A 22,660-nucleotide genomic window follows, 5' to 3' on the forward strand; every position below is an offset into this window, starting at 1 on the left:
ATATTCTAAGGACCGATACCAATTAGCGAATGCGCGACATTTGCCTGGTGAGCTGCTTGTCGGCCGCCTTCAGTGTCTCCGAAGCGTTAGCGCCGTTTCTGATGTCGCTGAATGCCTTATTCATGATCGTTTCAAATGCGACGTAGCCGACAGTACGCGGGCGTCCTACAGCCGAGTTTTGCAGTTCGTAATTTATGATATCGATCGCAGGACCAATCTTGCCGCTTTCCGCCTTGAACTTTTCGGCATAGCTTTTGAAAGCATCTGCGTTGGTTGGCGGTAAAGGATTGGCCGAAACGGTCAAGGAGTTGCCCTCTGCGTTCAGTGAAGCGAACTCAGCAAATTCCCGCGCTTTGTCGATATTCTTGCTGTGCGGGTTTAAGGCAAGCGCCCATGAGCCAGTTGGCGTGACGGGTTTTCCATCCTTAAAATAAGGTACTGGTGCAACACCATAGTCAAGATCCTTGACTCCGTCATATCGCCCGATCGCCCATGGACCGGCAATCATGAAGGCGACTTCTCCCTTCATAAACTGATCGTCTGTTTGCTCAGGTTTGACACCACGGGGAGACAGATTGTTGCTAAATAGATCCCCATACCATTGCGCTGTCTTAATCCAGTCGTCGCTTGCAATATTGGATTCGAGCAGACGTTCACCCTTGAGACCAGGCCCGGCGCCAGCGGATTCGAACAACATCTGCAATTGATAGTAGCGGTCGACCTGCTGGAAGTTTAAGCCCCATTTCGCACCAGCCTTTTGCGCAGACTGTGCCTGCTCAAGCAGTTGATCCCACGTCATTCGCTTGCCTGGATCACCAGACGGAAGCTCGATCTTTGCGTTCTTGAGTAACGCGCGATTGTAAAAGAGAAGCTGTGTCGATGTCCACATTGGGTAAGCGTAGACCTTACCGTCGTAAGTTACCTGCTCCAGATCGACAGGATTAGGGTTTGCCAACTTGATGGCATCGCTTCGGTCCGTCACATCTTGCAAATAACCACGCGACGCAAATGCCGGGATGCGGGGCGTGTCTGCGGCGATGACGTCAATACTGGTGTCACCTTGACCTATACGTGACTCCACAGCCGCATTCAGATCGTTAAAAGGAACGGACTGATGCACCACCTTGATATCAGGATGAAGCTTTTGGAACGCGTCTATGACCGGCTTGAACGTCGTATCCTTCTCTGCGCTCAAAAAGGTGATCGTAGTTTCTTCTGCGTGCGCCATCCCTCCAAATAGAAGGGTCGTCGCACCAAACATTGCGCCAGCAAGCTTGGTTAGCCGGGTCATTTCGTTCCTCCTCCAATGTGCACACATGTGCAGTTATGTTTTTGCACCTGCCGTATTCGTTGTCAATCGTTCACGCAGAAGCGTTCGTCGACTGACGAACAACAAGTGTGCCTGTCACATGCAGATGCTGCCCCGTTAGCCCGGGCTCTCCGCGGAGCTGACGCATTACGTTATCGATTGCGAGTTCGATCATTTGGCTGATGTTCTGATCAACGGATGTCAGATTATACGATTGCCAAGAACCAATAACGGCGTTGTCAAAGCCAGCTACGAGCAAATCTTCCGGTATTTTAAGCCCGAATTCAGTCCGAGCAATATCAATCACACCGATAGCCATGAGGTCATTGGCGCAAAAAATGGCGTCTGGCTTGAGCCTTGCCGATAACAGTTTTCGTGCAGCCTCGGCACCACTATCGTGGCTATAATCGCCATTTTCGATCGCAACGGGCACGATTCCACGCTTGATAAGTGCGCGAACGAAGCCGAGCTCCCTGTCACGGCTGCTCGATGCGTCTGGCTTGCCCGTAATCAACGCAATCTTTGAACATCCTCGGTCCAGCAAATGGTCGGCCATTGCTGCTGCGCTTGCGGCATTATCGCAAGTTATCGATGTAACCCAGTCCTGAGGGAAATAGCGGTTAATTGCAACAACCGGTAGCTTCATACGGCTTATACTCTCGGTGAGAGCTGAAGACAGAACGGCGTTTGTTACGATTAGAGCGTCTACCTGATACGATAGTATCTGGGAGATCTGCATTTTTGTACTGGTTTCATCGCCAAAAAGCACAAGTGAAGCGAAACCTCGCTCTTGTAACGCAGTTCCGATTTTTTCCAGCGTGTCAGCATAGAACGGGTTTTGCAAATCCGCAGAAACAACGCCAATTATCCCGCTTTTCTGGGTGATCAGGCTTCGGGCCATCGCATTGGGATGGTAATCCAATGTTTTGGCGGCGCGCAGAACTTTTTCCCGAGTGGCCTTTGAAACGTATGCGTCTGGAGTGAACGTTCGCGAAACGGCGGATCTGCTCACTCCGGCCAGTCGAGCGACGTCTATCGAACGGGAACGTCCTTCTTTTTTGTCGCTCATTTGATTCTTTCTCTTGACCACTCGTAAACACCTTCTGTACATACTGCACACGTGCTCACATTTCAAGTTGAGCTTTTGTTCCTTCTGCTCAAAGCCATTGGAGTAGTCAGGTACAAAAAAATGGGAGGAATTGCTCATGGGTGCTGTTGAGCTTCGCGGCCTCAAGAAATCTTATGGCCAGGCGCAAATCGTTCATGGGATTGATCTGACGGTAGAGGAGGGAGAGTTTCTTGCCCTTGTGGGACCGTCAGGGTGTGGCAAATCAACATTGCTTCGGATGGTAGCTGGACTGGAGACGATCTCGTCCGGTGAAATCGTCTTTGACGGCAAAGTTGTAAATTCACTCGATCCAAAGCAACGCAATGTGGCAATGGTCTTTCAGAACTATGCCCTCTATCCGCATATGACTGTTCGCGAGAACATGTCGCTTAATCTCCGTCTTTCGAAGGTGAGCAAGACGGAAATTGAAAAGCGCGTCGAGGACGCAGCTCGATTGCTTCACATTGATGCAATTCTTGAGCGACGGCCTTCACAACTGTCTGGAGGACAGAGACAGCGCGTTGCCATGGGCCGTGCAATTGTCCGCAATCCGGCGGTGTTTTTATTCGATGAACCGCTTTCAAATCTGGACGCCAAACTTCGTGTCATGATGCGCGCCGAGATCAAGGCCTTGCATCAGAAAGTCAAGACCACATCTATTTACGTCACACATGACCAGATCGAAGCCATGACGCTGGCAGACCGTATCGCAGTCCTCAATGCCGGTAAAATCGAACAGATCGGCACGCCCATTGAGCTCTACAATAATCCAAGCAATAAATTTGTCGCCGGATTCATCGGCTCACCAGCTATGAACTTTATTCCCGGAAGAGTGGAGCGTGGCTATGCAGTTGTTGAGAAACTGTCAGACGGGTTTCCTTCCATAGCGCTTGCCGATATCTCCGACGGCACTCCTCTCGAGTTTGGTGTCAGGCCTGAACATCTCCGTCTTTCAGACAACGACCATGGTCTTCCTGCAACAGTGCAGCAGGTTGATCAGACCGGCTCGCAAACGCATGTCGTGGCCGATGCGCTTGGTTCGACTGTGACGGTCGTTCTTGAAGGAATGGTGATGCTGAACGTAGGCGACAGCATCAAACTCACCACCAAAGCTAGCGATATCTATCTATTTGAGTCCAGCGGTGGGAAGGCCGTCGGACCGCGACCAGAACCGCGTTTAAGGGAGAAAACTTGATGACCCAGCTCGATTACGCCACCAGAATTGGAATGCTCGCGCTACCAAAGGGACGGATTCGATGTGTTCTGGATACAGACACCTACAACGAAATTGACGACCAGTTCGCAATCGTTCAAATGTTGCTTTCCTCGGATCGCCTCGACTTGAAGGCTATCTATGCGGCTCCGTTTCATAATTCCCGATCGGATAATCCGGGCCATGGCATGGAGCTGAGCTACGATGAGATATTGCGTTTGCTCGCTCGACTAGACATTGACCCGGAGAACTTTGTCTATAAAGGTGTTAAAAACTACGTCGGGTCTGTAAAAGTTGCACAGGAAGCACCTGCCGTAGACGATCTGATCACTCGCGCTCGGGCAAGTTCCAGCAACGATCCGCTCTATGTCGTCGCAATTGCCGCAATTAGTAACGTTGCTTCCGCAATTCTAAAAGCCCCTGATATTATTGACAAAATTGTTGTCGTTTGGCTCGGTGGGCATGCATTGGAATGGCCGAACACCAGGGAATTCAATCTTCGCCAGGATGTCGGCGGCGCACAGGTGCTGTTCGATAGCGGTGTGCCACTTGTACTTCTGCCCTGCATGGGTGTGGTGTCGCACCTATTGAGTTCCGTTCCTGAAATCGAGCGACATGTCGAGCCTTATGGCGAGATCGGGAAGTTCCTCGCGCAGCGATACAAGGAATATTCTGATGATCACGTTGGTTGGTCGAAGGAGATATGGGATATGGCGCCGGTGGCTTGGCTCCTGAATCCTGATTGGTGTGAAAGCGTTATCACGCATACGCCGATACTATCCGATCAAGTGACATGGAGTGTCGATCAAGCAAGACATCCCATGCGTTATGTTTATCGGATTCATCGCGATCCGATCCTGAAAGACTTTTTTGAGAAGATTAAAGCCCACTCAGAAAAAGCGGCCTGAACCAGGACTGAGGCTCTCAGAATGACTGAAAAATAGGAGGGGCCGCCCTCCTATTTATATTCGTTATTGATACATAGTAAAACCGACCAGATCAGTACAGGGTGAGACAGGCGTCTTGCAAGCAAAGCCCAGATGGAAGTAGGTACGCTTTCGTGGGAAGGAATGCTTCAACTACTATGCGGACTATTACTGTCTGGCATTCGCTTTTTTACGTCCTCTCATACCCGCATCGCCAATGACGTTTCTTACGGTTCATCTGCCCGAGAGACAACGATATGGGCTTACCACGCTCCCACAATGCCACACGGTTGAGTTAGGGTATGCCTTTCTGTCGGTAGCGCGTGACGACAACGTATACCCCGGTTTCACAGGAATATCCGGCCACACACCTTTGGTTGATGCCTGTCATTGGCTTTGGTATCTTCTTTCGTAACGGCATTTGTCAGCAATTCACTCATGTCACAAATACCCACCGAGCCTTGCTCCTTTTTTCCATGCACCAAGGACCTTCTACATCATTTCTCCCGGCATGTGCGCCCCCGGCGAGGGTTGTCAGAGCCGCTTCAGACAGAGCTATTGCTAGTTCTGCCTGCTCTCGTGGGCTACTGTTGGTCGCAGAACAGGTTCACTGCCAGAGTTGCCTCAGATCGAACGATAGAGTGCGGACCGCCACGATGAGAAGGCTGAACAACATCGGTCCTGATGGAGTTCGCAAAAATACTCGCGGCTCGTAGCTGAGACTGCACACCCGAACGTGCTGGTCTCGTGAGCAATGCTAACGATAGAGCTTCTTTGACCAGCTAGAAATTGCCTCTGCAATCGCTTCTGGCTGTTCTGGGAAAAGAGCGTGCGAAGCATCTGGAATGATGACCGTGGTAACACGCTCACCGAATTCGCGGCGCATTTCCTTCCAACGGTCCTTCGGTTTAAAGGGATCATCTTCCGGAATGAGTTCCAGCAGCGGAGCGTTGCCCGCGCCCCACCAGCTCTCTCGTGGCACAGAAGCAGCGACCTCCATTTTGGACACATCTGGATACCAGCCTTGCAACCATGAAGCGGCATTATTGCCATTTGAGAAAAAGGCTCCTTTCAGAGAAGCAAGCCGGTCCTCATCAGCAATTGCCGGATTGGCAGCATATCTCGGCGCACGCCAGACTAACGGAAAGCGGTCGCGTGTATCACTTGCTGCCCCCGCCGCTATGACGACGCCTCGAATGCGTTCGGGATATCTCGCAGCCAGAATGCGGGATATGAATTGACCATAAGCATGTCCAACCATGATAGCCTGCCGGTCTCCGAGCTTATCGATGACAGCCGTAATATCTTGAGCCAAATCATAGTATGTTACCCCATTCATGGGGCCTTTTGACTTGCCAATCCCTCGTGGTTGTGGCCGCAAAACCTTAAAGCCATCACGCGCTAGAAGTTCAGCCGCCGCATTATAATCTTCATAACCATCACGTCCCAATGATGGAAGAATGACCACCGCCGGACCATTGCCGTCAACGACCGTCTCGATGCTCACGTCGCCATTTGTTACGATCTCGACGCGGCTTGCAGCCATAGCCGAGCTGCCTGTAGAAATGAACAGGGCAACAACACATGCTTTTCTACTGATCGCTTTCATGGCTATGTTCCTTTACTGCGGTTCAAAAATAAGGAACAGGTGGGATAGATATTTCTCTGTTCCTAAGTTTGATCTGATTACCGCCTAGCGAATGCTGTTTCTCGGCCCGCATTGTAAATGAAAGCAGCAAGCGCTTTCTATTCAAAGAATACTGCGTTCCTCCCGCCAATTGCGATATCGAATCGATATCCATGAACCGTATCGTCGGCTGCAGTCTGATACTGTTTGCCAACATTACGATCAAAATCGTCCCCCATGAATAAGGCTTGCTGATCAGTGAGATTGTAGGGATCGCCCGCAAAGTACATCTGGGTGATCATTCTGGAGCCACCACCACGAATGGAGAAATGAATATGCGCAGGACGCCAGCGCCCAATGTCCGGACGTGCGAGATAGGAGCCTGGTCGAATAGTCAGAAAACGGTAGTTCCCGGCTTCATCGGTAATCGTACGCCCCAGCCCCAGGAAATTTGGGTCCGGTTTATGCATGGATGAATCGAGCACATGGCCATACCGGCCATACTTGTTTGCATTCCATATTTCGACAAGAACTCCTGCCAGCGGTCGGCCGTTACTGTCGACGAGGCGCCCCGATAGCTCAACAGCATCTCCGTCCGCACGCGGTCGGCCAGGCGCGATCCGTGTAAGATCGTTTTCGCCAACACGTAGAGGCGGCAGTATGGAAAGATATGGAACAAAAGAACTTCTAACCTCCGGTGGAATTAGCCGCAAAGGTTTCGTGGGTGTTCGCCTTTCCGATCCGGTGTTCGTCAAAACAACAGGAAGAGTACGTCCGAATTGGCTGCTCATCGTATGCTCCTTAACTCAAAAGATCATCGAAAAACGGTGCTTCGTTATCGCCGGAGAGACTAAGTTCAAGAGTATATACCTGGGCTCCATCCTCCACTTCTTCTGTTCGCTGCGCAAGAAGACGCGCCTGGTCTTGTTTAGGTAGTGACATCAATAACGGATCATTCTTATTCTCGGGTGCGTCATTGAAATAAATTTGCGTAACAAGCCGGTTGAAACCATTTGAAAAGATTGTCAGCGTCAGATGAGGCGCGCGCACCAATCCCTTTTCCAGTGTCTGTGTCGATCCGGGGCGGACACTGCGCAAAGTGAAACTGCCATCTTTTGGTGTGAAACAACGCGCATTCCCTTCAAACCACGGGTCAGCATTGGGGTCATCTGAATTATCAGCGCGGCGCGTGAAGCCAGCCGCATTCGCTTGCCAGAATTCCATTATGGCTCCATCTGCGCCATTGCCACGGCTATCAAGCAAGCGTCCTCTCAAAACGAAGGGCCGTCCTTCGGGCTTCATCCAGAGGCCCGGATGGCCCCTTGTCAGATCCATCCGATCATCATCGAGAAATGACAACGGATAGTACGGCCCCGATGAATCGTCGCTTGTGATCGGAATGGAATAGCGCGCATCCGAGCTCGAAGGGGGCTGATCAATTACGACCGTGTCCAAAGCCTGTGTCTGCGCATGGGCGGATTTTGTATCTGCCAGTGCAAGAGATGTAACGGTTGCTGCGCCCGCTAATAAAAAGGAACGGCGTCTCATCAGATATCCTCATAGTTGAACGGACAAAGACTGTTCGTTGTTTTATGGCGAATGAGATGCTTCTTGTGCGGTTCATTTTTTAATTAACAAGTTAATCTATTGCGTGATATTCTGTCAAACCAAGAGGTATCACATAGTCGTGAAATAGAAGGGCTCGGTTGCAAAAATTACGTTGGGGCAAAGCGTGGCCGGCCGCTGGACGCAACTATGCTACAAGTGTTGTGAATTGTTGTTTGAGTGAAAGCGGTGCGGTTGATCGAGATTGCCTTGCAGCTTTCGCATCATGTGAACGAGAGCAATACCAGCCAGAGTGATGCTGGGGGCAGCTTCGGACTTGAAGCCGAGCACGCATCGTATCGGTCGTTTGACACGGCGATGATCCTGTTCGATGGCGTTGTTCAGGTATTTAATGGAGCGGATCGTGTGGGACCTTCCATCCTGTCGCAACCGGCTCTCGGCATCACACTGCATAATGGCCATTCGATTGGTCTGACTGCTGCCGATAGTAATCTTCTCTGGCCTGCCCTGTTGGGCCAGAGCCTTGCGGACAAAGCGTTGGGCAGCCTTCAGGTCCCGGTCTCAGCTGAACAGAAACTCGACGTTATTGCTGCCGATGGCACGGTACAGATAAAGCCACTCACCTTTGACCCTCACATAGGTCTCATCCAGTTTCCATTTGCGTGTGACCGGACGCTTCTTCCGATTGTAGCGCTCAAGCAGGATGGAGCTGAAATGCAGAACCCTGCGGTGCACCGTGGAATGGTCCACCGTTATGCCGCGCTCGGCCTTCATTTCTTTAAGATTGCATAAGCTCAGATTGTAAGTCCGGTACCATCGAACACACAGAAGGATGACGGACTTATCGAAATGGCGACCTTCTAACATCGAATAGTCCAGCCTCTTGAGAGCTGGAAACCCTATATCAGTGCTCGTTGACGAAACGTTTGCAACATATCCCGGCTAACTGCTAGCCACTCTATCGATCTCAATCCAAAAGTGCTCATCGACCGCAAAATGCTGCAGAGCTGTGAGGTTTCGTTTCAGCAGAGTCGGGTCTGAATTGCCAAGCAATACGGTTTCTACATTTTGATGTCTGAACGGAAAGTTCAAGGCGGCCTCGGCAAGGGTCGTGCCCGCCTGCCAGCAGATATCTTGCATCATCGCCACCTTGCGGAGCACAGGTTCCGGCGCTTCGCCGTAGTCCCAATGCGCTCCCGGTCGAGGACCCGTGGCAAGAATTCCGGAATTGAAGACGCCTCCGATTACAAGCTTCACTCCTTTTTGGGCGCAACGGTCGAGCAAAGCACGCTCCGCAGACCTATCGAGCATCGTATACCGACCTGCAAGCAGGATGCAATCGAGGTCGAAGTCGTCGAGCAGAGCCTCGCAAATCTCAACCTCGTTCACACCCAGCCCAATGGCGGAGACGACGCCGGTCCTCCTTAATTCGTCGAGCGCGCGCCATCCGCCTTCATGCAATTGCCTGACATAGGCTTCATTGTTTGGCCCATGTGTCCGCGTTCCGATATCATGAATGAAGAGCACGTCCAGGCGATTGAGGCCAAGTCGTTGATAACTATCTTGCACCGACCGCATGACGCCATCGTAGGAATAGTCGAAGTGCTGATCGAACGGCAGAGGAAGCTGAAACATGTTCAGTTCCGTACGATACTGGCTCGCGGGTCGTAATAGACGGCCAACCTTCGTCGACAGGACATAGCTTCCTATCGGCTTGTCACGCAGGAAATCGCCCAGTCTTCGCTCCGCCCTGCCCTGACCATAGTGTGGTGCTGTGTCGAAATAGCGGACTCCATTTTCCCACGCCGCTTGCAGAGTGTCTATCGCCTCTTCGGCGCTGACGGGTTTGAAGAGCCCAGCAATTGCCGCTGTGCCGAGCCCAATTCTTGGTAGTACGGCTTCAGACCGGATCATATCAAAGCCGTTGTCCGGATGCGGGGTTGAAAAAATGCGCCAGTGCTGGATCGAAAGTGAAGCGTATCTTGTCTCCTGACTGTGCAACGGACCGTTCTTTGATCGCGGCGAGGCACGTTTGGCTGTGTCGCAAAATTTTCACTTCTTCTGAGCTATGTGAACGACGGTGCGTATAACTGAGTGAGGCGGATGCGAATGACAGTTGATTTCAAAGGGACGCATTTTCCCAAAAGTGTCATCCTGCATGCAGTTTTCTTTTACGTGCGCTATCCGATTTCCTATCGCGACCTTCAGGAAATTCTGGCCGAACGGGGTGTATCCGTCGATCATGCAACTTTGAACCGGTGGGTTGTTCGCTACTCACCGCAGATCGCAGCACAAGCTCAGATGCACAAGCGCCCCACAGCCCGCTCCTGGCGTGTTGATGAAACTTATATCAAGGTTCGTGGTCAATGGACCTATCTGTACCGAGCCGTTGACCGCGATGGCCAAACACTTGATTTCATGCTATCTGAGCGTCGGGATTTGGCAGCGGCACGCAGATTTTTCAAGAAAGCCATCACTACCAACGGCGTTCCTGAGAAGATTGTCATTGACAAGAGCGGTGCCAATCTGGCCGGGTTGCAGGCCGTCAACGCGATCCTGAAATTCACAGGCACGAGCGCCATGATTGAAATCCGGCAGATCAAGTATCTCAATAATATCCTTGAACAGGATCATCGCTTTATCAAACGGATCACCAAACCAATGATGGGGTTCAAAGCGTTCCATTCCGCATCGGCCACCCTCGAAGGCATCGAAGTGGCACACATGATCCGCAAGAACCAATTCGCAAATGCCAACCGCTCACCATTTCAGACATTCGCGCAACTCGCAGCATAAGTGCGTCCAGAGATAAGAGCGCTTCTATCCTGCTCAAAACTTTGCGACACTGCCCGTTGGCGGATACACGGCCAGAATATGCGCTTATGCGGCCGGGAAAGAGCAGTTCGTCGGCGTTGGCTTGGCCTGACTGAGGGACAACAAAGTCTGTTTATCAACATTCGCTTGTGCGGCCGCGATGGCTATGCGGGCCGGCAACGCGGACATCCGTCCAGCAGCGAGATATTGAAATGTTAGATCGACTATTTAATGAAAAGAAAGTTCTCCCTTTATCCTGTTAGCCAGACAGTCACCCAACGGCGCTGCCAGCGGTTTGGCGTTCAGCTATGAAAAAGACAGCGAAAGCTGAAGTAGTGGACTATTTATAACCGATGTGAAAGACACACTCTTTCTTCAAGCCGAATTGAAAAAGGCCCGTGTTTGCGAGTAGCTAGTGCAGCCTTCTGACGTCTTAACGTTAATTTCCGAATTTATGCTCAAATGAGTTCCATCTGAGGGAATATTAAGCGTGAACAAGCCGACCTTATAGAAGCCGGCATGTTCGTTCGTCCATTATAACGAGTGAGGCTCCAAGACTTTGGAGGGTGTCATCTGATACATATCCATAATTGTATGGCCATTGCGGATTCCATCGATATAGATAGCTTCCTTTTTCAGATGCGCTTGAGCCGCAGCGAGAATTTCACTTGTCCGCTCCAGGGGGATAACGACTACCCCATCATCGTTGCCTAGAACCAAATCGCCTGGACGGATTGTGGCACCATTAATGGCGATACTTCCGTCAATGACCCCACCAAACCCGTGATGGGGTCCCTTCGGTACAATAGACTTGCAGAACATCGCGAAACCAAGCTGACGGATCTCGGCGACGTCACGTATTGCCCCGTAAACAACAGCGCCACCAATACAACGATGAGTAGCTTCCGTCGCCATGATGCCGCCCCAAACTGCGGTGTCTTCAAAGCCACCAGCGTCAACAACGATGACTTCGCCTGGCCGCGCAGTACTGATCAACTCGCAAATACTGGCACAATCGCCGACCATCACTTCGGCTGTCCGTGCCTGCCCGCAGATGGTTAGACCCGGCGTAATCGGCTTCAATGCTGCTCCAAGTGATTGCGTGCGATTCATGCAATCCGACGCGACCGCAGGTGGTATCTCCTTCCACGCGTTGAGAACGTCGTCGCTGAGCGGATGAAATGACTGGTTTATACGAATGAATGCCATTGTCGTTCTCCAACGTTAGCGAGCTACGGTCTGCCAACCGGGATTAACGTTGTTGCGAATCTTCTCTTTCAACAAGAAATCCATCAGGATTTCTGCGGAGAAGGTACGCATATCAACGTAACCAGCCTCGGAATAGAAGGCAGCATGTGGAGATACAATAAACCGGCCAGCCAACCATTTTTCTTCATTGCGCCAAGCAGTCAGTAGCGTTGGCTCGTTCACTGGTGGTTCTTGGGGAAGCACATCAAGACCCGCTGCGGCGAGCTTTTCGCTACGCAGCGCCCGCTCGAGTGCCTCGATATCGACCAGTCCTCCACGAGCAATATTGACGAACACCGCACCATCTTTGCACATCGCCAACAAATCGTCGTTCACCATGCTGCGCGTTTCGTCATTCAGCGGCGTGTGGATGCTTATTACATCGGCATCTGCAAGCAGCTCCTTCAGCGAGTGGCGACGCTCAAAACCTATACCTAAATCATGGCCTTCCGGCAGATAGGGATCGTAATAAGCGACATTCATGTCAAAAGCAGCGGCACGACGCGCTACAGCAGTACCGATGCGGCCAAGCCCGATGGCCGCGAAACGACTTCCACGAATACGTCGCACCACAGGAACATTTTCCGCCACAAATCCCGCAACCGGATCAGCTTTCATGCGCTTCTCGTAACTGCCAAGGCCTCGGACAAGATATAGGATCATAGCAAGCGCATGATCGGCAACCTCGGTAGTTCCATAGTTCGGTACATTGGAAACCGGAATGCCAGCATCGCCGCAGGCGGCCACATTGACATTGTCGTAGCCAACTCCGACACGGACGATATGCTTGCAATTCTCCAGCTTAGCAATGGTTTCCGGCTGGATGCGCATACGGTGCCACACGAGTATCGCATCGCAGGAACGCCACTCGTCATCAGGGATCGCAGAGGGGTCAGTCTCATCGTAGATGACATAGTCGAAATGGTCGCCAGTTATGGCTTTTTCGATTTCAAGATCGCGCTGATGCGCATCAGGAACGAGAACCTTATATCTCTTCATAGTTTAGACCTCATAGAACCTTTGAAAGGAATTCGCGGAAGCGTTCATCTTTGGGGTTTTTGAACATTTCTTTCGGTGGGCCATGCTCGACGATCACGCCACCGTCGGTGAAGAAAACTTCGTCGGCGACTTCCTCCGCGAAGCGCATCTCATGAGTGACGAGAACGCAGGTCATGCCCTCGCTGGCCAGATCGCGGATGACGTTCAGTACTTCCTTGACCATTTCTGGATCAAGCGCCGCCGTAACTTCGTCGAACAGAATGATCTGCGGCTGCATTGCCAGCGCGCGGGCAATTGCCACACGCTGTTGCTGGCCGCCTGACAACTGGCCGGGATAAGAATCCGCGCGGCCAGATAGCTTGACTTTGCTAAGCAAATCCAACGCTCGCTTTTTTACCTCAGTACTGTTTTGACCCAGAACCTTGACGGGCGCCATAACGACGTTTTCCAGAACTGTGCGATGCGGAAATAGATTATACTGTTGAAACACCATTGAAACTTTGTGTCGAAGCAGCACCAGCTCTTTTTCGGTGCGCAGTTTTTCCACCTGAAACGCACCCACACGGATTGTGCCTTCGTCGATCGGAACAAGCGCATTGATGCATCGCAGAAGCGTCGATTTACCGGAACCCGATGGGCCAATAATGCAGACGACGCTGCCAGGTTTGACTGACATAGAAACGCCGTTCAGTACTTTCACCGCTCCATAGGATTTGTGGATGTTCGAGATTTCAATAATCGGTTTGATCATACTGATGGTCATGGTCAGTGTCGCATCCTCAGACGGCGTTCCAAAGCCCGGCTCCATGTCGCCAACGGATAGGCAAACACGAAAAACATGAGCAGAATGTAGAGATAGATGGCAGTCGCATACTTGTCGCCGTCGGCTGCAATCACCGTTTTGCCAATCGACATGACGTCGGAGGTGCCAGTGACGACTATAAGACTAGTTCCAATGAACAACATTGCATAGGTGGTCATGATATTCGGGACCATCGCAGGTAAGGCCTGTGGCAGGATGATCGAGCACATGATCTGGTGACGAGTGTAGCCGAGCGCGCGGGCCGATTCCCACTGGCCATCGGGGATGGAGCGTATGCCGGAGCGGACGACCTCCGCCATATAGGCCGTGACGGGGACGGACAACCCTATCACCGCTTTAAAGAAAGGAGACAGATAGAACGTATGTCCGAGCAGCGAAAACTTAAACGGCAGAAGATAGAGCATCGCGTATAGGACAACCAACCAAGGCGAATTCCTCATGATGTTCATCACCAGAATAGCACATCTGCGCGTTACTGCCGATTGAGCCACCATCATCGTTCCTACTAAAAAGCCAGCAACTGTTGCGATAGTCATGACTACAAAGCTCACGAGGAGATTGATTGCAAAACCGCCATTAACCGTTGAAAAGCCTGGGGCTCCAACAAGCAGCAGCGAAGACCGATCTAAAAGGACTGCTAATGCTTTGACACTGTCGCCGCGATAGGTGGTGATAAACACCAAGACTAAAAAGACAACGACACCGAGAAAGCCAAACAGCGCATTTCTGGAATGTTTCATTATACTTCGACGCCTCCAGAAAATCCCGGTACCGCAAAGCGCTCCGCAATCGCCTTCGCCAGAAGCGTCGCGATGGATGCGATCACCAGATAGATTATCCAGATCACGATCATCACTTCCAGATTCAGGAAGGTTTCGAGGCTGATCTGAGTCGCGTAGAACATAATGTCAGTCACAGCCACAAGTGAAGCTTGCGCCGATGTCTTGATCAGGCTCACAACATTGCTCGTCATGTTGGGAACGGTCATGCGCAAAGCCAACGGCAGTTCGACCAAGCGAAAGATAGCGCCTCGCGAATATCCTAGTGCCTTGGCACCCTCAACCGTCTGAGGAGGCACAGCCTCAATACCAGAGCGAATGATCTCAACGGCTATGGAACCATTGTACAATGCTAGTGATATGACCACGCATGCAAAGCCGGAAAACAACGGGACTTGCGTGCCGGTCGCATGATCGGTGAAAGTAATACCTAGATCGGACAGCATGAAGTAAAGGAAGAACAGCTGTACAAGCGGGGGTGTATTCCTGAAAAGATCAACGAGGACGATAGTCAATGGAAAAAGGAACGGCACTTTGAAGTGGACGACTGCCGCGCCCGCTATACCAACGACCAACATCGCCGCCGTACCCATCACAGCCAGCGCAATTGTGATCCAAAGGCCCTTCAATAACCAGTGAAGATATAGCGGGTCAGCTAGCCAGTTGAAGTCCAATCCAAACATCATGGATGCTGGTCCTGCATTTACGATAAGTTTCGCAGCCTTGCACTCGCTATGAGCCACGGCTTAATGATTAAACGTCAGCAGAAAGCTTTGTAACCGACGATCAAAAACCCGCAGTCTTTGCGTCGGCGGCCCGCTTTTTTACGTAATCGCTTTCACCCATGGAGAATTCTTTCTCAGCATTCACCAGCACGCCATTCGCTTCAGCGGACAATATCCCATCGTTGACGGCCTTCAAGAAAGCTTCTTCATTCTTCCGGACACCGCCAGCGATGGGGATGTAGTTGAAGGTTTCAAGCGCGATTTTGTATTTCGCAGCCCATTCGGGGTCGGCTATTTTCTGGCGCAAGATCGGCCCATCAAAAGCGATTGCCTCGCATCGTCCGTCTTGAAATGCCTTGAACATTTCAGCCGTTCCAGTGAACAAAACGGTCTCACCACCGTATTTTTCGGTCAATGTCTTGTTGTAAAGATTGCCCTGGACCCCGCAGAGTTTTTTGCCCTTAACCTCATCCCACGACTTGACTGTCATGTTCTGTGGGCCAAGCAACTCGATACCGGCCATCATATAGTAGGCCTCTGTAAAATCGATGACTCGGGCGCGTTCAGCATTCTGGCCAAGAGTTGCAAGGATAAGGTCGATACGACCAGCATTCAGCAGCTCGATACGGTTTGAGGCGATCACAGGCACGAATTCCAGCGCATCTTCCGAACCCAAGAGCTTCTTTGCGACCTGTTTCGCCAGATCGATTTCATACCCCTTGAGCACTGCATCCTTGTCAAGAAAACCAAACGGGCGGTAGTCGTTTTTGATGCCAACAATTATTTTGCCCCGGGCCTTCACTTCGTCCAACTGGTCGGCGAACGTCGTCACTGCACTGAAGGTTATGAGTGCTGCAGCGCCGCAAAACACCGCAAAAGATTTCTTTATCACGCGCTAATCCCCTTTTATTTGGCAGTGAGCTGAAGGGCAATCTAGCAACTCAAGACCATAAATGATAATACTGTTTTCTTACAATTTGATAAGATACTCTAATATTATAGATTTCGGAGAGTGGGGAGTAAGCGGATGAATATAAGACAACTGGAAGCGTTTAGAGCAGTCATGTCGTGCGGGAGTGTGAGCGGCGCTGCACAAATGTTAAATGTATCTCAACCGGCGATTAGCCAGCAGATCATCTTGCTCGAACAGAGTTGCCGGTTCAGTTTATTTGAACGTGTAAAAAAGAGGCTTCACCCGACTCGCGAAGCCGAAGCTTTACTGATTGAAGTGGATCGCATTTTTGACGGGCTCCATCGGGTTTCCCGCGTAACGGAAGCTCTTCGGCAACAAAAATGGGGGGCCATCAGTGTGGGTTCATTCCCCGCTGTGGCAAAAAGAATCTTACCGCATATGATAGCTTCTTTTGTTTCCGAACGCCCCAATCTTGAGCTCCAGCTTCAAAGCATGCGCAGTATAAGCCTGATAGACGCGATCGCATCACAGCAACTGGATCTCGCTGTTAGCTTTTTGCCTGCAGACCGCGAAGAAATCGAAAGCATTCACATCAAAAAAGTGAGAGCGGTATGCATTCTTCCGAACAACCATCCTCTGACAGGCAAAGCGGTTATCCATGCAGGTGATCTTGAAGGTGAAAGATTCATATCGCTAGGAAAACAAGATCGTGCGCGGATGCAAATCGATAAGGTGTTTTCCGATCACGGCGTCATCCGACATCTTCAGATCGAGACGGGCCAATCTGATGCAGCCCTGGTCCTGGTTGGCCAGAAGGTTGGTGTTTCAGTCATTGACGCACTCAGCGCTCAAGATTTTCCGACGGACGATATCTGTGTTCGGCATTTCGAGCCCAAAATCGAATTTGGTGTATGGATCTTACGATCCAAAATTCGCAAGAAATCAGATCTTATTGACGGATTAGTCGCCTTTCTGAAAAATGCGTTCACAGACCTACCAGGAGTTGATTAGACTACATGCATGGCTACCACATCAGATCGTCATTTTGGGTTCGTGCATCGGGCGGAGTGGTAACCACATGCACATTGCACTCTCATTTTTCAAAGCGCGGCGAATTTGGTCAGAAACTGTCACGTCTGACGCTCGGACAGTTGGCGTTACGCCTATTCCGCAGTGCTCGACTGAAGACGGCTGACAATAATCGCTTTCGAAGAACTGTCCTAATCAATCCGATCTGGCCTTCAGATTGCCAGTCAGAATCTGATTAGCCTGGCCCAAGCTTTATCACTCGAACAAAAGCAAGATTGGTAGAGCCTTCGGCCAAACCATTTCCTGGAGTGAGATTTGGCTCAACGCGGAATCCTGCACCGCTACATGCCCGCTCTTCTCCCCTTGCTCTAAAATGACAACGTCGCCGTCATCGGCTTTTTCAATTGGACCACCTCAGCGTTGCGCGCGGTCCTTGCCGGAGGTGATGGTAATAACCTGACCCGACATAGGTATGCCACGCAGTACGCGCCTGGCTGAAATTGAGGATGCCCACCGGGCATACGCGAATGCTCGTTGTTCGGGAACAGCGGCTGCATACAGACCGTTACGGTAGATTCTCGTGATTTTCGTCCTTATACGTGGACCGATAAGTACCTGCATGTGACAAAAAATACGCCTCACTTGCTCAGTGAGCTACCGGAGGTCGTTCTTCATGCGGTCATGAGCAAACTCAGCAATGAACCTGATGCGTGGAAATTATAACTCACTCTCGGTGGAGATATGTTTTCATCGTTTACGCCCAATCTCGCTCTTGATTTGCGTTGACTTTACAAACCCATCGGTCGCAGTTCGCGAATAAGGTCGATCAGCAATCGCAGCCCTGTCGGCACTTGGTGTCGGCTCGAATAATATATGTAGAAGCCATCGCCCATCGAACGCCAGTCCTGCAGCACCAGCCGCAGTCGGCCGTCCGCCACATAGGGGGCAACGAGTGGTTCCGGGAAATACATGAGACCTATGCCACCAAGGACGGCAACCAACCCGGTTCCCGCCAGATTGACAGTGATCGACGTTGGGACGGCAACCTGCATCTCTTCACCGTCGCGCTCGAACTCCCATCGGTAGACGCGATCGTCGCCGAGCCGGTTGTTGATACAACGGTGTTGGAGCAAATCGTTGGGATGCTCGGGTACGCCAAACCGATCAAGATATTCAGGTGAGGCCGCCACCACCCACTGAAAATCGGACGACAGCCGTTGGGCAATCATGTCCTCTGGGACCGTGCCGCCATATCGAATGCCGGCGTCGAACCCTGCATCCGTTACATCAACCATGCGATTGCTGGCGACGATGTCGAGTTCGATATCCGGGTAGCGTTCCACAAATGTGGGAAGCACCGGTGCGAGCAACAAATTGGCGGCCTCAACGGCGACGTTAAGGCGAATGCGACCCGTCGGCTCATCACGAAAGCGGTTCAAGGTCTCCATCGCTGTGTCGATGACCTCGAACGGTCCACCGATGGCGGTAGCAAGAGCTTCGCCAGCGGCTGTAAGCGTGACACTCTTGGTCGTGCGGTTGAGTAACCGGACGCCGAGCCGGTTCTCCAAGCCCTTAAGAGCATGGCTCAGGGCGGACGCGCTTACACCGATTTCGATGGCCGCACGGCTAAAGCTCCGATGTCTTGCAATGGTCAGAAAATAGGTAAGATCGGCGATATCCGCACGATTTGTTTGCATGCTACATTCTTTCGTCAGTGCCACTCATATCCGCTACCCTGTTTCGCATCCCCCATCATGGCGCTCAGTGAAAAGTGAACGCGTCCCTTTGACGGGCGTCCATGCTTTGCAACCGGATTGCCAAGCTTGGAGCCGATCTGTCAGGCGCTTCGCCCATTTGTAGCACGAAACACTGCTGAATGGCTCTCATAGATGAGCATGCAACAAAGCCCATCCCTGGCAGTACCTTCGTCGGCGTCCCTCTGTTTCATGAGCACAGCTCAAAGGTCCATTCAGCATTCCAAGGGTAGCCGTCTCCCCGTTGCCACACTAACTTTCGTAATGAAGGCATGAGCAATAAAGGTGGTACCGGATGAATCGACGCGATTTGTTGAAAGCTGAACTCGCTCTGGCCGCTACGGTTGGCAGCAGTTTACGCAATTCGAGCGCCGTGCAGGCGGCCGAGAAGCCCCATAGAACCGACACTAAAACCCTGCTGATCGCCTCCCATACATACCCGGAACAATCGGTGATGATCCAAGGATTGCAGCAGGCGGGCGTGTTTACCCCGATGAGGGCAAGCGCCTTGCATTGCGGAATGATTTACCTGCCGCCGCTGGCGTTTCAGGCGGTCACGGCTTCGGAACTACCCCAATACCAACAGCAGTTGACTGAACGACTTCAAAATTGATCCCGCGGCCTTGTCAGGCCGAAAATCACAAAGCCCAGCACCGGGAAACCGATATGAAACGCTTTATCTCACCAGTCATAGGAGCCATCATCATGGTAAATACTGCGTACGCACAGCAACCCAATCCCGAAGGCCGCCGCTTCTCGTCAGATGCTGTCCTGTCCGTTGCACCGGCGCTCGAACATTACACACAGGATCACCTTTACGGCGACGTCTGGAAACGACCGGGTCTTAACTCGCGCGATCGCAGCTTGGTCACAATCGCGGCGCTCATCGCCCGCGGCGAGGCCGACGCGCTCAATTATTATGCCGATCAAGCACTTGAAAACGGCGTGAAGCCAGCCGAAATCTCGGAAACGATTACGCATCTGGCCTATTATTCCGGCTGGGGTAAAGCGATGACTGCCATCCGCCCTGTGAGCGAAGTCTTCGCCAAGCATCGTATTGGGGCCGATCAACTCCCAACAGTCAAGCCCACGCCCCTTCCACTGGATGAAAAGGCAGAGGCTGATCGCGCAACGCGCGTCGGAGACCAGTTCGGCAAGACAGCGCCCGGCCTCGTGCAGTACACGACGGACTATCTGTTCCGCGACCTGTGGCTGCGTCCCGATCTTGCGCCGCGTGACCGCAGCCTCGTTACCGTCGCCGCGCTGATCTCCAGCGGCCAGGTCGAGCAGATCACCTACCATCTCAATCGCGCGATGGATAACGGGCTCACCGAGGAGCAGGCAGCCGAAGCCATCACTCATCTGGCCTTCTATGCTGGCTGGCCCAACGCCATGTCGGCCCTTCCCGTGGCGAAAACGATTTTTGAGAAGCGGCGCGGCTGATACGATCGGGTCTGGTGTAGCCCGCAGCTGCGCCAGACCGTGCGCCTTCGGTAGTTTTGTGAGCGCCGCTCAGAACCGCATGAACATTGCGATATCTAATCAGACAAGATTTTGATGGTTAGACTTCCGACAGTGTTTAAGCCCGTTGGCCAACATGGAATATGTGCGCAGCTACAATGGGCGAAAGTCTCGGTGGTATCAGGCTGCAATCAGCTAGCCTTTCGTTTGCACCCTTCACGGACCTTTCGGCTTGCATGATAATGCGAGCCCCTTCCCCAAAAGTGGGTGAATAGAATTCAAGCCCTGATCATCGCACTTCTTGCGATTTTGCTATTAATTCAGCCGCCGTTGATTAAATAATAGTCAACATCAATATTGATTACGAAATAGACATAAAACTATTGCCAACGCAGAAGCTCTGCGGCATCAATGCGACATGAACCAGGCGGACCTGACCATTCTCATTATCGACGAGAATGCCATTCGTTCCTCGATTATCGAGGAAGGATTGCGAGAGGCCGGACATGGAAAAGTAGTCGTGATCAATGAGATGCATGGCATCGCCCGGATGATTGAAACACTCAATCCAGACGTGATTGTCATCGACATCGAAAACCCCAATCGTGACATGATGGAGCACCTGTTCCAGCTGACGCGTACAATCAGCCGCCCAATCGCCATGTTTGTCGACCGATCCGACACCGCTTCCATTGAAGCGGCAGTTGAGGCAGGCGTTTCCGCCTATATTGTGGACGGACTGAAGAAGGAGCGGGTAAAGCCCATCCTTGATATGGCGGTCAGTCGCTTCAATGCCTTCAGTCGCCTGCAGCGCGAACTGGCGGACGCCAAATCCGCGCTGGAGGAAAGGAAAGTCGTTGAACGCGCCAAGGGCATTCTCATGAAGATGCGGGGACTTTCCGAGGAAGATGCTTTTTCCTTACTGCGGCAGACTGCCATGAACGAGAAAAAGAAAATGTCGGATATAGCCCAAAGCATCGTGACTGCAGCCGGACTACTGATGAAATGACGGTGAATTTGAACCCTGGGGGAAACCATTCCGGGAGTATGGGCAGATGAACATGCCAAACAGATTTGCTGAAGCGGGTAACAGCCTTACCAAACCCGCCAGCATTGCGGGCAAAGAAATCAAGACATTGCGCGCCGGCTTTATTCCGCTTGTCGACGCGGCCGTGCTGATCGCGGCCTCCGAATTTGGCTTCGCAAGAGTCGAAGGCCTGAGCCTCGACCTCGTCAAGGATGTCTCTTGGGCCAATGTCCGCGATCGGTTGGCTTTTCGGCAGTTCGATATAGCGCATATGCTGTCACCGATGCCCGTAGCCTCCATGCTGGGGCTCGGATCCAACCCATCGCCAACGATAACGCCGTTTTCTCTGGGGAGGGGCGGCAACGCGATCACCCTTTCTGCGCGGCTTTACGAAAGAATGCGCGTAACCGCCAGTCTGGCAGAAACCGCAACTGCACTCGAAAATGCCAGGGCGCTCGCTTCCGTAATACGTGACATGCAATCGCGCGGCGAACCTCTATTGAAACTCGCCATCACTTATCCGTTTTCGCCGCATAATTACGAATTTCGGTACTGGCTGGCAGCAGGCGGCATCGACCCCGACAATGATGTAAGACTTGTCGTCGTACCTCCACCATTAACCTCGGATGCACTGGCAACCGGTGCAATCGATGGTTTTTGTGTCGGCGCGCCATGGAACATGGTGGCTTCCGAACGCGGCACCGGGCGGATTGTTGCTGCCAAGCAGGACATCTGGCCGTCTGCGCCCGAAAAGGTCATTGGCATGCGTCCGGAATGGGCCGAAACTCATCCCGAAACCGTATCTCGTCTCATTGTGGCTCTCGACAAGGCGGCACGCTGGTGCGACAGCACTGAAAATCACGACACGCTTGCCGAGGTTCTGGCAGACAATCGTTATCTTGGCGTATCGCAGCAGATCGTCCGCAACGTGCTCGCCGGAACGTTCAGTCTCGACTCACAAGGCAATCATCGCGTTATCGAACATTACTTCGCCTTCCATGCCGGTTTTGCCAATTGCCCCCGCCCCAATGATGCAATGTGGATTTATAGCCAGATGGTACGCTGGGGGCAGATAGAGGCATCGCAATCGGCGCAGCAAAAAGCGGCTCAGTCCTACCGACCAGATCTCTATTGTACAGCTCTTGGCATTTCGCACCCGCCCTTCGAAGGGAATACCGTTGAAGGTATCAGCGCCAAAGATCGCTTCATGGATGACCGAACCTTCGACCCGTCGGATATAGAGACTTACGTGCAAGGATTTGATGTGCGTCGCGAGACTTCTACGGCCCCGATCACGTCGGAAGATTGAGCTACCAATGCCCAATTTGATTGCACACAG

Annotated in this window: 21 protein-coding genes and 1 pseudogene; 8 read left to right on the plus strand and 14 right to left on the minus strand. The window is 52.0% G+C overall.

Annotated features, from left to right (window positions below; translation table 11 throughout):
- Window positions 1–22: 22 nt before the first annotated feature.
- Together FGI60_RS05570 and FGI60_RS05575 are read right to left on the minus strand one after the other, a co-directional pair.
- Window positions 23–1,291, minus strand: coding sequence for a sugar ABC transporter substrate-binding protein (locus FGI60_RS05570; RefSeq protein ID WP_171058704.1), 1,269 nt, complete (start codon window positions 1,289–1,291; stop codon window positions 23–25).
- Between the two features lie 70 nt (window positions 1,292–1,361).
- On the minus strand, window positions 1,362–2,378 hold the full coding sequence (locus FGI60_RS05575; RefSeq protein ID WP_171058705.1) for a LacI family DNA-binding transcriptional regulator: 1,017 nt from the start codon (window positions 2,376–2,378) through the stop codon (window positions 1,362–1,364).
- A 136-nt stretch (window positions 2,379–2,514) separates the two neighbouring features.
- Here FGI60_RS05575 and FGI60_RS05580 point away from each other — a divergent pair, with 136 nt between their 5' ends.
- Window positions 2,515–3,612: an ABC transporter ATP-binding protein gene (locus FGI60_RS05580; RefSeq protein WP_138784291.1), complete on the plus strand. Its 1,098-nt coding sequence runs from the start codon at window positions 2,515–2,517 to the stop codon at window positions 3,610–3,612.
- Window positions 3,612–4,538, plus strand: a complete 927-nt coding sequence (locus FGI60_RS05585) for a nucleoside hydrolase (protein ID WP_138784292.1) — start codon at window positions 3,612–3,614, stop codon at window positions 4,536–4,538. The genes FGI60_RS05580 and FGI60_RS05585 overlap by 1 nt, the downstream gene beginning before the upstream one ends.
- A 775-nt stretch (window positions 4,539–5,313) precedes the next feature.
- Here FGI60_RS05585 and FGI60_RS05590 read toward each other — a convergent pair.
- The 5 genes and pseudogenes from FGI60_RS05590 to FGI60_RS05610 all read right to left on the minus strand — a co-directional run bounded on the left by FGI60_RS05590 (window position 5,314) and on the right by FGI60_RS05610 (window position 9,750).
- On the minus strand, window positions 5,314–6,165 hold the full coding sequence (locus FGI60_RS05590; RefSeq protein ID WP_138784293.1) for an alpha/beta fold hydrolase: 852 nt from the start codon (window positions 6,163–6,165) through the stop codon (window positions 5,314–5,316).
- Window positions 6,166–6,302: 137 nt separating this feature from the next.
- The gene (locus tag FGI60_RS05595) at window positions 6,303–6,974 is read right to left on the minus strand and encodes a dioxygenase family protein (protein ID WP_138784294.1); all 672 of its coding nucleotides are present in this window, start codon (window positions 6,972–6,974) and stop codon (window positions 6,303–6,305) included.
- 10 nt (window positions 6,975–6,984) lie between these two features.
- On the minus strand, window positions 6,985–7,731 hold the full coding sequence (locus FGI60_RS05600) for a dioxygenase family protein (RefSeq protein ID WP_138784295.1): 747 nt from the start codon (window positions 7,729–7,731) through the stop codon (window positions 6,985–6,987).
- Window positions 7,732–7,936: 205 nt separating this feature from the next.
- Window positions 7,937–8,616: pseudogene (locus tag FGI60_RS05605) on the minus strand (IS6 family transposase).
- A gap of 75 nt (window positions 8,617–8,691) precedes the next feature.
- Window positions 8,692–9,750, minus strand: a complete 1,059-nt coding sequence (locus FGI60_RS05610; protein WP_235889744.1) for an aldo/keto reductase — start codon at window positions 9,748–9,750, stop codon at window positions 8,692–8,694.
- Window positions 9,751–9,858: 108 nt separating this feature from the next.
- Here FGI60_RS05610 and FGI60_RS05615 point away from each other — a divergent pair, with 108 nt between their 5' ends.
- Window positions 9,859–10,545, plus strand: coding sequence for an IS6 family transposase (locus FGI60_RS05615; protein ID WP_138784296.1), 687 nt, complete (start codon window positions 9,859–9,861; stop codon window positions 10,543–10,545).
- A 552-nt stretch (window positions 10,546–11,097) separates the two neighbouring features.
- On the opposite strand, the gene FGI60_RS05620 is transcribed toward FGI60_RS05615, so the two are convergent.
- The 6 genes from FGI60_RS05620 to FGI60_RS05645 all read right to left on the minus strand — a co-directional run bounded on the left by FGI60_RS05620 (window position 11,098) and on the right by FGI60_RS05645 (window position 16,029).
- A complete protein-coding gene (locus FGI60_RS05620) occupies window positions 11,098–11,772 on the minus strand; it encodes an RraA family protein (RefSeq protein ID WP_113534395.1) in 675 nt (224 codons plus the stop codon).
- Window positions 11,773–11,787: 15 nt separating this feature from the next.
- Window positions 11,788–12,810 (minus strand): C-terminal binding protein, encoded by a 1,023-nt coding sequence (locus FGI60_RS05625; protein ID WP_138784297.1) that lies wholly within the window; start codon window positions 12,808–12,810, stop codon window positions 11,788–11,790.
- Window positions 12,811–12,820: 10 nt separating this feature from the next.
- The gene (locus FGI60_RS05630; protein ID WP_113534393.1) at window positions 12,821–13,573 is read right to left on the minus strand and encodes an amino acid ABC transporter ATP-binding protein; all 753 of its coding nucleotides are present in this window, start codon (window positions 13,571–13,573) and stop codon (window positions 12,821–12,823) included.
- A gap of 2 nt (window positions 13,574–13,575) precedes the next feature.
- Window positions 13,576–14,373 (minus strand): amino acid ABC transporter permease, encoded by a 798-nt coding sequence (locus FGI60_RS05635; protein ID WP_138784298.1) that lies wholly within the window; start codon window positions 14,371–14,373, stop codon window positions 13,576–13,578.
- The gene (locus tag FGI60_RS05640) at window positions 14,373–15,098 is read right to left on the minus strand and encodes an amino acid ABC transporter permease (RefSeq protein ID WP_210238410.1); all 726 of its coding nucleotides are present in this window, start codon (window positions 15,096–15,098) and stop codon (window positions 14,373–14,375) included. The genes FGI60_RS05635 and FGI60_RS05640 overlap by 1 nt, the downstream gene beginning before the upstream one ends.
- 100 nt (window positions 15,099–15,198) lie before the next feature.
- A complete protein-coding gene (locus FGI60_RS05645; RefSeq protein ID WP_113534391.1) occupies window positions 15,199–16,029 on the minus strand; it encodes a transporter substrate-binding domain-containing protein in 831 nt (276 codons plus the stop codon).
- Window positions 16,030–16,164: 135 nt separating this feature from the next.
- Between FGI60_RS05645 and FGI60_RS05650 the strand changes: the two genes are divergently transcribed.
- Window positions 16,165–17,061 carry a LysR substrate-binding domain-containing protein gene (locus tag FGI60_RS05650; RefSeq protein ID WP_113534390.1) on the plus strand — a complete coding sequence of 299 codons (897 nt, stop codon included), beginning with the start codon at window positions 16,165–16,167 and terminating at the stop codon, window positions 17,059–17,061.
- A gap of 806 nt (window positions 17,062–17,867) precedes the next feature.
- Here FGI60_RS05650 and FGI60_RS05655 read toward each other — a convergent pair.
- A complete protein-coding gene (locus FGI60_RS05655; protein WP_138784299.1) occupies window positions 17,868–18,776 on the minus strand; it encodes a LysR family transcriptional regulator in 909 nt (302 codons plus the stop codon).
- A 352-nt stretch (window positions 18,777–19,128) separates the two neighbouring features.
- Here FGI60_RS05655 and FGI60_RS05660 point away from each other — a divergent pair, with 352 nt between their 5' ends.
- From FGI60_RS05660 to FGI60_RS05675, 4 genes are all read left to right on the plus strand, one after another.
- Window positions 19,129–19,446, plus strand: coding sequence for a hypothetical protein (locus tag FGI60_RS05660; protein ID WP_138784300.1), 318 nt, complete (start codon window positions 19,129–19,131; stop codon window positions 19,444–19,446).
- A 53-nt stretch (window positions 19,447–19,499) separates the two neighbouring features.
- Complete coding sequence (locus tag FGI60_RS05665) at window positions 19,500–20,276, plus strand: carboxymuconolactone decarboxylase family protein (protein WP_138784301.1); 777 nt, start codon at window positions 19,500–19,502, stop codon at window positions 20,274–20,276.
- Between the two features lie 436 nt (window positions 20,277–20,712).
- Entirely contained in the window at window positions 20,713–21,303 is a 591-nt protein-coding gene (locus tag FGI60_RS05670; protein WP_078341064.1) for an ANTAR domain-containing response regulator, read from the plus strand.
- Window positions 21,304–21,349: 46 nt separating this feature from the next.
- Window positions 21,350–22,630 carry a CmpA/NrtA family ABC transporter substrate-binding protein gene (locus FGI60_RS05675; protein ID WP_138784302.1) on the plus strand — a complete coding sequence of 427 codons (1,281 nt, stop codon included), beginning with the start codon at window positions 21,350–21,352 and terminating at the stop codon, window positions 22,628–22,630.
- Window positions 22,631–22,660: the final 30 nt, after the last annotated feature.

The sequence above is a fragment of the Brucella haematophila genome (assembly GCF_005938105.1).
Classification (GTDB): domain Bacteria; phylum Pseudomonadota; class Alphaproteobacteria; order Rhizobiales; family Rhizobiaceae; genus Brucella; species Brucella haematophila.